The sequence below is a fragment of the Clostridia bacterium genome (assembly GCA_019683875.1).
GTDB lineage: Bacteria > Bacillota > Sulfobacillia > RBS10-35 > Bu92 > Bu92.
Window position 1 is genome coordinate 1 of the sequence record JADGHN010000074.1, and the last position, 8,708, is coordinate 8,708.

Annotated in this window: 3 protein-coding genes; 2 read left to right on the top strand and 1 reads right to left on the bottom strand. The window is 71.1% G+C overall.

The features are described 5' to 3' along the window. Together IRZ18_06905 and IRZ18_06910 are read left to right on the top strand one after the other, a co-directional pair. Positions 1 to 1,551 (top strand): hypothetical protein (locus IRZ18_06905; protein MBX5476834.1); only part of this gene is annotated, 1,551 nt, incomplete at its 5' end. Positions 1,552 to 1,627: 76 nt separating this feature from the next. Continuing rightward, positions 1,628 to 1,903: a hypothetical protein gene (locus tag IRZ18_06910; protein MBX5476835.1), complete on the top strand. Its 276-nt coding sequence runs from the start codon at positions 1,628 to 1,630 to the stop codon at positions 1,901 to 1,903. Positions 1,904 to 2,018: 115 nt separating this feature from the next. Here IRZ18_06910 and IRZ18_06915 read toward each other — a convergent pair whose 3' ends face one another. Then, positions 2,019 to 8,657: a S8 family serine peptidase gene (locus IRZ18_06915; GenBank protein ID MBX5476836.1), complete on the bottom strand. Its 6,639-nt coding sequence runs from the start codon at positions 8,655 to 8,657 to the stop codon at positions 2,019 to 2,021. Between the last annotated feature and the right edge of the window lie 51 nt (positions 8,658 to 8,708).

Sequence of the window (8,708 nt, forward strand, 5' to 3'; positions counted from 1 at the left end):
GCCGGCACTCAGGCGACGGGCGCGGCGCAGGCCGTGGACGCCGCCGGGACCGCCGACGCCGCCAGGGCCGTCAACGCCGAGGTGAACCGCGCCTGGCGGGCCTTCGAGGCCAAGAACGACCAGGCGACCGAGGCGGCGGTGGCGCGCGCGCTGACGGCGAACGAGGTCGACCGCGCCGCGCCGTTCGCCGCCGGAGCCACGGGATCGGACGACTTCGGCGGCCAGATGGGCACGGGGCTCATGAACGCGGCGTTCGACGGCACGGCGGACGGCCGCACGCACGAAGCCCGCGCCCGCACGGGCGCCCTCCAGGCCGGCTGGGACGCGGGGCGCGTCGCGTTCGCGGACGAGTGGAACGTGGACGTCGTCGCCTCGCGCGACGAGCCGCTTGGGGACCGGGCGCGGCTGGGCGAAAGCCCGGTGCAGGCGGGCACGAACGCCGCGCCGGAGGAGGCGCTTGAGGATGCCGCCGGTAGCGCGGCAGCCATCGCAGACGCTTCCGCCCCGGGCCGGGCGGCTCCGCGCGCCGGGCGCATCGGCGACACGCAGCTCGCTGCCACGGCGCTCGCCGCGAGCCTGAACGGCTACGGTCCCCAGGGCCGTTCCGCCTCGCAAGAGGCTGCGGGCATGATCTCGCAAGAGGTCGTCCAGGCGGTCGACCGAGAGGACGGCCGGCGCTTCCGCACGTCGGAAGAGCTTGCGCACGAGGCGGACCGTGTCGACGTCGACCTGGCTTCGGCGAACGTGGAGTTCGCCGATGAGCTCACGCCTTCGTGGGGCTTCGCCGCGGCCGAGACCGGCCTGGATCGCGGCCGGGACGCGGCCGAGGCGGCGCGCCGTGTGCGCGCGCGCAACGCGGCCATCGGTGCGGCAGGGATCAACGCGGTCGATCCGGCCGGAGACGTCACCGTTCCCACAGGCGGGGCGGCTGAAGTGACGACGTCCGGCGCCGTCTTCGACGCCGGCGACTCCGCCTACGGCGCGACGCGCGTGGGGCGGCTGCCGGGTGACGGCGACCCCGCCGTGTCTGCGGCGGAGGAAGCGGCGCAGATCGCGGCCTCGAACAGCAATATCCCGGCGGCGCCGGATCCCGTCGCCGCCCAGCTGATCGAGGACGCGGCGGCACGGAACAACGCCAGCGCGCCGGGCGCCGCCGGCGGCTGGGCCAAGCGGCCGTCCGGCCTAACGTCGTGGAGAGGGGGCGAGGCGCTGGGCGCGCAGCCGCCCTGGGACGGACCCACGTCCCGAGCCTCCTTCGCCGACGAGCTCGCGCCGCAGCCGGAGGACGCTGCGCCGGACCTCGACGTCGTCGCGCAGACGTTCGGCGACACGGCTGCGTTCATCAACAGCGTGTGGCAGTCCGGACCGGCCGCGACCGACGACCTGCGTGAGGCCGGGGCGCAGAACAACGCCTTCGCCCCCTACGGGACGCCGGCGTTGCAGCAACGCACCGGCTTCGGCACGGTGCCCGGCCAGGCGGGCAAAGACGACCCGTCGGGCGACGCACCCAACAGCGCGCCGCCCACGGTTCCCCCGCGCCACGCGCGGTAGCTCGAGATCGACCCTTCGGCCGAGCGGCCGGCGCTGACGCGCCGGCCGCTTGCCGAATCTGCGGAGGTGGTGCCTCATGGCGAACGATCGTGACCCGGGCGCCCGCACCCCGCGCCAGGGTCCCCTGGTCCACGACCACGAGCTCGCGCATCTCCACCTGGCTTCCGTGCTCAACGGCTACACGAACGCCGCCGAGCAGGTCGACGGCGTCCCGCCGGGAGCACCATCGCCGGACGACCATGACAACACCATGGACGGCATCCGGCACGGCCGTCCCGATCAAACAATGGAGATCGCGGCCGAACTCGTCGGCGACCTCCCCGCGCGGGACGGTGGGACGACAGGTCGTTGAGGCCAAGGTCGCCCGAGGGGCGTGCGTCGCGCCGCGGTATGAAGGACGGAGCCCCGCGAGATTCGCGGGGCTCCGACCGTTCCAGCCGAATGGCCGACGTGCGCCGCTGAACGGTTCAGCGAGCCGAGTGAAGGACCACTTCCAGCAGCACCTTCGCGGCTTGCGCGCGGGTGGCCTGGTCGAACGGGCGGAAGGTCCCATCCGGGAAGCCCATGATGTATCCCGCCTCCACGGCCGCCCCGACGCTGGGCAGGGCCCAGGCGTCGATCGTCGCCGCGTCCGCGAAGCTCAGCTGCGCGCCGCCGGTGAGCTTCAACGCCCTCGCGAGCATGGCCGCCATCTGCTCTCGGTTGACGAGCGCGTTCGGCGCGAAGGTCTTGGCCGCCACCCCGTTCACGATACCGGCCTCCGCGGCGGCATTGACGTACGGAGCGTACCACGCGTCGCTCGGGACGTCCGCGAACGTCGTCGCCCCCGCCTTCGGCTCCAGGCCGAGCGCGAGCACGAGCATCTTAGCGAACTCCGCCCGGGTGACCGGGCCGTCCGGATGGAAGGTTCCGTCCCCATAGCCGGAGACCACACCTAGGGCGACCAGCTTCAGGACGTCGCTCTCCGCCCAGTGGCCGACGACGTCGTGCGGCACCCGCGCCGATGCACCGCTCGCCACGGCGACGGTGAACACCGTCAGGTGCGTCACGTCCGCGGAGACCGTACCCGCCACCGGGTCGACCGTCGTGGGCACCGGCACCCACACCTTGAGGTCCGTGTCCCAGTACAGGATCTGCAGGTCGCTGAGCTCCGCGCCCTCAGGCAGGCTGGACCCGTCGACCGCGAACGAGAGGTGCAGCGGACGGTCGAAGGCGTGAATCGCGCCGCCGCTCGCGTCCTTCACGTCGATCTCATAGGTCTGGCCGTCGATCATCACCATTCCGGCGCCCGGCGCCGGCTGGTCCTTGGGCGAGAGCTGCGAGACGGTGATCGTCGAACCGTCGGGCGCCGCTCCCGCCGGAACCACCACGGTCAGGCCGCTATCCGCGGACGTGACGGTCGTCCGCTGATCCGCGCGAATCGTCGCGGAGCCGGATGGCGTCTGCGGGCCTGGAGGCGTCACGCCCCCACCGCCGCCTCCGCCACCCCCGCCGCCAGACGAGGGCGGCGCCGGCGCCTGAACGGTCACCGTTCCGGGAGCCGTGGCGACCGCCTCGTTGCCTGCGGCGTCGACCGCACGGACCCGGACGTATGCCCTCGGAGCGGCAAAGCCCTGAGGCACCGTCCAGACCGCCTCATAGTGACCGGGCGACGTCTCATGCATCGCCATCTCGCCTGGAAGCAGGGCGCTTCCGGACGCCTTTCCGCCCGAAGCTCCCGGTGCGGGCGTTCCCGCCACCACCTGGAAGGCGGCCAGGGCGAGTCCGGGCTCGCTGTCGAACGACACCGCGAGGTGGTCCCCCGCGCGGAGGGTGTGATCGGTGTCGGGCTGCACGTTTGTGATCACAGGCGCCACCGTGTCGATGTAAACCGTCCGAGCAACGGTGGTCTCGTTGCCGGCCAGGTCAGTGGCCGTCAAGGTGATGGTGTTGGCGCCCTCCTGCCCGATCACTTCCGCCTGGAAGGCACCGTCTTCACTCAGCGCAGCCTTCGTGTCGCCGACCAGCACCGAACCCGGGTTGGCGTCCGCGAGGGAGCCCTGCACGGTGATCACCCGCGTGTTCTGGACGCTCCCGTCCGCCGGTGCGGCCACGTCGAGCGTGGGCGCAGTCGTGTCGACCGTGACGACGACCGGGGCGGACGGGTCGGTCGTGCCGGTCCCGGGCCCCTCGCCCTCGACCGTGGCCGTCGCCGTCAGCATGTGGACGCCTTCTTCAAGCGTCACCGGGATGGTCCAGCCTCCGGCGTTGTCCGCCGTGGCCGTGCCGACCGGGTTGCCGTCGGCGTAAAGCGTCACGAGCGTCCCGGGATGGGCCGTGCCGGTCACGTTGATCGCCGTCTGGTTCGTGTACGCGCCGTCCTCCGGGCTGGTGATCACCGGCGGCCCCACCGCGTAGTCCACAACCGCGCGGATCATGAAGTTGCCGCCCTGGTCCCACGGGCTCCAGCCGCCACCCACAAGCTGCCAGTTGCGGCCGGAGTCGGGCGACGACTCGTCGGTGGCGAGCCCCGGCGTGTTCGGGTAGGGCTGATCCTGCACGAACGCCACCACGAAGTCGCCGGACACCGTCAGGCCGAGCGACGACACGTCGACGTCGGTCCAGTCGCCGCGGACGGCGTTCGTGGCCGGTACATCGGCCAGGAGCTTCCCGGGCGTGCCGTCCGGGTTGACGTCGAACACCTCGGCGTGGAAGGTGTTGCCCCCCGGCGTCGGCCAGGAGTCATCCCACAGGTAGAACCGCAGCGTGCGGAGCGTGACCGCCTGCCCCGGCTCGCCCGGAGACATGAGCACGGCGAACCCGTTGCCCGCGTCGTTCATCGCCCACGCGTTCTCGGCCGAGCCGTCGTCGTACGCGATCTCGCCGGGCATGCCGATGAACGGGTTGAGCGCGATGTCCGCCGTGACCGTGTCACCGCCCGCGATGGTCGCCGTGGCCTCGCCGGGTAGGTAGCCGACGGCCCGCGCCCTCACCGTATACGAGCCGGCCAGCACATGCAGGGTGTAGGACCCGTCTGCATCCGTCGTCGCCGGCGGGACGAGCGGATCCTCCTCGACCTCCACCGTGGCGCCCGCGATCGGCTCGCCCGTCCGCCGGTCGGTGACGTGGCCGACGATGTCGCCGCGCGGGATCGGCTGCAGGACGAACTCGACCTGGGCCGGCGCGTCCGCCGACACCGTCACCGTCTGGTCCTGCGGGAAGTAGCCGTAGCTTTCCGCCCGCAGCGTGTAGTTGCCCGCGGGCAACGTGATCGAGAAGGCGCCGGTCGCCGGGTCGGTGCGCACGACGCGCCCCGTTTCCAGAACCGTGACGGCGGCGGAGAGGGGCAACGAGGCCGCGGAGCCGCCCTGACCCTTCACGCCGCCCGTCGCGCCCGGGGCCGCGAGCTGGGACGCGGGCACCCGCGTGAACGCCTCCGTGCCGCCCAGATCGATCCGCGGGTGCGCGGGGGCTTCAGGCTTGCCCTTGGGCGAGCCGACCGGCTCATCCGCAAGGAACGAGGAGGACGGTTGCTTCAGGAGCGTGCTGGTGGCGCCCGGTGTCTCCGGCTCCGGCTGCTGCGGGTTGGAGTCGCCGGCTTCCTGCACCGTGATGCTCAGATCCGCTGTCGCGGTCTGCTGCGGATCGGAGCTGTCCGTCACCTGCACCGTGAAGGTGGCGGTGCCCGCGGTCGTCGGCGTGCCGTAGACCTGGCCCGTCACGGTGTCGAGGCGCAGGCCGTCCGGCAGGCTTCCGCCGGCGACCGACCAAGTGTAGGGCCCCGTCCCGCCGGTCGCCTGCAACTGCTGCGAGTAGGGCATGCCCACCGTGCCCGCCGGCAGGTCGGTCGTGGCGATCGACAGCTGCGTGGGGTTCGCCGGCTCCGGCGCCCCCGGCATCGACTGCGGCGTGCCCGCCACGCGCACGTCGTCGATGTACCAGCCGGCGTAATTGACCGACCCGTCGGAGTGCATGCGGAACCGGATCTGGATGGCCTGGCCGGCGTACGCCGACAGATCGAAGATCGGCTGCTCCCATCCGACGGGCTGCCCGCCCGATGCGGGCGCCGTGTACTGGGCGAGCATCGTCCACTGGTTGGCCCCGACGGGCTTCACCTCGACGTAGCCGGAATCGTAGTTCCTCTCAAGGCTGTACCAGTGCGCGAACTGAAGCGTCGCCGAACTGTAGCCCGCGAGGTCGATGACGGGACTCACGAGCGAAGCGTCGACGTTGTTCGGATAGTTGCCCGAGAGGTTCGTCGCCCAGACGTTGGATCCGGAGAACGCGCGTCCCGGCCCGCTCGTCGGAGCGCCCCACTCCCAGGGGTCGTTCGCGCCGGCGTGCGTCCACTGCCCGGGCCCCGACTCCATGTTGTCGAAGAAGATGGTTTGGACGCCGGGCGCCGTGGCGGACGCCGCGTTCGAGTAGCCGCTCTCGTTCCCGAAGATGTCCGTGGCCGTGACGACGTACGTGTACGTCTCTCCCGGCGTCACGTCGCTGTCGAGGTACTGCGTCCCGTTGACCTCTGCAAGCGCCTGGTAGGAACCGCCGACCTCCCGGTAGACGGTGTAGTGGTCGAGGTCCGGGGCGTCGACCGCATCCCAGCTGAGCGCGATTCCCCCAGCCATCGAGGGCTGGGCCGTGAGACCCGTGGGCGCGGACGGAGCTTCGCTGTCGCTGTACAGCTCGACGTCGTCGATGTACCAGCCGGGGAACGTGACCGATCCATCGGAGTAGATGTAGAAGGCGACCAGCACCGCCGGGTTGCCGGCGTAGCGCGCCAGATCGACGACCGCCTGAGACCACGTCGTCCCGGTCCCGTTGATCGTCATGAGGGTGTCCCAGGTCTGGCCGCCGTCGCCGCTGGCAAGCACGTAGCCGAAGTCGTAGTTCGTTTCGAGCCGGTACCACTGCCAGAAGCGCAGTGCGGCCGGGCCCTGGGAGAGGTCGATCGGGGGCATGAGGAGGAAGGCGTCGGCATTGTTCGGGTAGTTCCCAGAGAGGTTCGTGGCGGCCACGTTCTGTCCCGAGTGGGCTGCACCCGGCCCCGAGGTGGGCACGCCGATCTGCCACGGATCGTTCTGCCCGCCGTGCATCCATCCTGGCGCGCCATCCTCGAAGTCCTCCAGGTAGCCCGGCTGGACGCCGTTCCGAAGGGAGACGACGTGCGGGTCGTCGGACGTGCCGCTGTAGCCGCGGTTATCGCCGTAGTCGACGGCCTCGATGAAGTACTCGACCGAGTCGCCGAGGGTCATCGACGCGGGGATCTGGGCTTCATACGTGCCCGACCGGTAGTCGCCGGACGTGCGCGTCATGTCGACCACGCCCCACCAGTCGAACCCTGGCGCGTGGAAGTACAGCTGGACGCCCGTCACCGAGACGTCGTCCGAGACGGTGGCCGTGATGTCGATCGGCAATCCCTTGTAGGATTCGGTGATCGGGTCGTGTCCGACCGCGGGCGGCGTGACGTCGTCCCCGCTCGTCAGGACGTGACCCGTCACCTGCCCGATGCCACCGGCCACGACAGCGCCCACCGCGTTGAAGGCGTTGACGATGCCCCAGCCGTAACCGTTGTTGGGGACGTCCGGGTATTGCGCATCGGTGCGTGGATCGGCCGTCGATTCGAGGATCTGCTCGATCTGGTCGACGGTCAGATTCGCGTTGGCGGAACGCAAGAGGGCGACGGTGCCGGTGACGTGCGGCGTTGCCATGGACGTGCCGCTCCAGCCGCCCTCGTAACCCCCTCCGGGCACGGAAGAGCGGACGTTCACACCCGGCGCGGAGATCTCAGGCTTGATCTCGCCGTACGGGGAAGGTCCGCGGCTGGAGAAGGAGGCGATCTGGTCGTTGCGGTCGGTGGCGCCGACGGCGAACGACTCGGGATAGTTGCCGGGTTCGCCGGCCGTGCCCGGATCCGGACCGTCGTTGCCGTTGGCGAAGGCCGGGAAGATGCCGGCCGCCCGCCACGCCGTCACGACATCGCGGAACCACTCGTCCAGGCCCGGGCCGCCGCCCCAGGAGTTGTTGATGACGTCCGGCGCCTTGGACGGATCGCCGCCCGGCGCCATCATCCACTGTCCGGCTTCCAGGATGTCGACGTCCGTTCCGAAGCCGTTGGCGTCGAGAATCTTGGCCGCGATCCAGCGGGCGCCCGGCGCCACGCCGATCACGTTCTGCCCGTTCACGGCGCGGCCCACGGCCGTACCTGTGGTGTGCGTGCCGTGCCCGTGGTCGTCGTACGGCATGCTCTCGCCGTTGACCGCGTCAAACCAGCTGTAGGTCGGGTCGACCGTTCCCGTGGTCGGGTCGTAGCCGCGCCAGTTGTCGTGAAGCGCGGGGTGCGTCCAGTCGACCCCCGTGTCCATGCTCCCGACGACCGCGCCGGTTCCGTCGATTTCGTACGTGGACCACACGGCCGGCGCGCCGATCCGCTGAATGTTCCACTCCACGTTGGCGTCGCTTGTCCGGGCGCGATCGGACGCGGCGGGCGGCGACCGGCCTCGGGGCTGTTCGACGGAGCCGGGCGCTTCCTTTGATGCTTCCGAAGGCGCGAGCGGAGCCGTGCCACCCACGAGGTGAATCGTTCCGTTTGGCAGGATCGCTTCCACGTCAGCACGGTTCGCGATGCGCTTCATCACTTCTTCCGTGGACGTCACGGCGACGATGTTCGCGATCCAGAACGGCTCGTAGCTGGTCACGGCGCCCGATGCCCGCGCCTTTTCCAGCTCCGCAAGTAGTCCGGCCTGACTGGTCGCCGCGACCTCCCGGAGCGCCTTGATGACGGCCGCGCGGGCGGCGACGGTCTTCGTGGCCGGGCTTGCGGAGCGGGCGGCCTGCGCCGCCGCGCCCTCCACGTCGGCCCGGGCACGAAGCTTGACCAGGTACGTCACCTGGTCGTTCTTCTGAAACGCCTGGGTGACTGCGGGGTCGACGGACGCCTGCAGCGTGGTGCGAACGGCGGGGTACCTAGAGATGGCCGCCGGGTCGCCGCCCGACGGCGCCGGCTTGCCGGCCCCCTGGGCCGCCGCGGGCATCGCGGTCGACGTCACCGTCGAGAAGACAAAGAGGGCGCCCGCCAGCACCGCCCGCATGCGGCGCCGCCACGCCCCTCTTCGTCCGCGGTGCAAGACATCGCTCCTCAATTGCATCGCCTACGACGCACCTCCAACCTCTCCAGG